At 65.8% G+C, this 1,358-nt stretch carries 2 protein-coding genes; both read left to right on the top strand.

The annotated features are described in order from the left end of the window. On the top strand, positions 1-902 hold a 902-nt coding region (locus ABZ477_RS19120; RefSeq protein ID WP_360136430.1), incomplete at its 5' end, for a hypothetical protein. A 36-nt stretch (positions 903-938) separates the two neighbouring features. Next, positions 939-1,169 (top strand): tyrosine-type recombinase/integrase, encoded by a 231-nt coding sequence (locus ABZ477_RS19115; protein ID WP_360136428.1) that lies wholly within the window; start codon positions 939-941, stop codon positions 1,167-1,169. Positions 1,170-1,358: the final 189 nt, after the last annotated feature.

The raw sequence follows: 1,358 nt of genomic DNA, 5'->3' as shown, positions 1-1,358 counted from the left end.
CGCACCTGAGGAACTTCAGCGATCGGCTCTGGGGAAATCCTCTGAGCGTCGTCAAAGCCCTCTTGGAGTACATGCTCCGAGTCATGAGTATCGAGAAACGATGGACCAATGCGGGCGATGCCCGCTACGTGGCACGAGTGAAGAGCAACGGTCGGCTGGTCGCGACGAGGACATTCCGTCGGAGGCGCGACGCCGAGGCGTGGGAGCACATTCAATACCGTGCTCTCGCATTCGGCGAGTTCGTCCCACCTGTTGACCGAGGGGTGTCTTTCGCGGAGGTCGCGGCACGATTCCTGGACTCACGACGCAGCCAGATCCGCCCCCACAGTTGGCGCACAGACCGCGACAATCTCGCGGCAGTGCCGGGATGGTTCGCCTCGCTGCCGATCTCGTCGGTGGGGCCAGCTGAAGTGCTTGCCTATCTCACCGAGTTGCTCGCCGCGAGGGCCCGATCCACTGTCCAGCGGGCGCGAGGCACGCTCGGCGCGGTCTTCTCCTACGCGATCCGTGAACGGATGCTCATCCGCAACCCGGTCCAAGAAGTACGCGTCCCGCCCGGCGCAGGACGGGCATCGCGCGGCATCGACACCTTCACCGAGGGGCAACTCGCTACAACCCTGGCCGCGCAGTACCGGCTCGCGCCGCGGTTGGCCGCGGTAACCGAGTTCCTCAGCCTCACCGGGCTGCGCTGGTCAGAACTCCGCGCGCTTCGCATCGGCGACGTGCGCCCCGCGCCGGTTCCCGGAGTGCGCATCTGGCGTGCCCAGTCCGACGGATACCCGGAGGGAGCGACGAAGTCCGGGAGCACCAGGACGGTGCCCCTCACGGACCGAGCCCACACCCTCACCCTCCTGCTGGCCGAGGACCGCCCAGTCGACGACTACCTCGTCGTCACCACGTAGGGCCGACACATCCAGGGCAACGGTTTCCGATACGCCGTGAGATGGTCCGAGACCGCCCCGCCCGACAGGACCGTCCACGATCTCCGGCATTACGCCGCGTCGGCATGGTTACGCGCCGGCATTCCTGTCCACCAGGTCGCCCGGTGGCTCGGCCACGCCAATCCCGCCGTCACCCTGAACACCTACGCGCACATCCTCGGCGAAGCCCAAGACGTCGCCGCCATCGCCCAGCTCAACGCCCGCTCAGCGCTCGGAAGATCGCAATAGGGCACCACCCGCTTACGGTGCAACTCGGGACACACTCAGGACACCGCACACACCGCATGCACATGTCCGAAATACGCGACCATGTCCTGCCATGAACACGAAAACCCCTGATTTATCAGGGGTTTTCTTCGCGGAGACGGTGGGATTTGAACCCACGGCGGGCTTGCGCCCGCTCCACCTTAGCAGGGT

The sequence above is a fragment of the Microbacterium sp. NPDC019599 genome (assembly GCF_040632175.1).
GTDB lineage: Bacteria > Actinomycetota > Actinomycetes > Actinomycetales > Microbacteriaceae > Microbacterium.
Note: the sequence above shows the minus strand (reverse complement) of the source record. Positions and strands in the feature narration are given on the sequence as shown.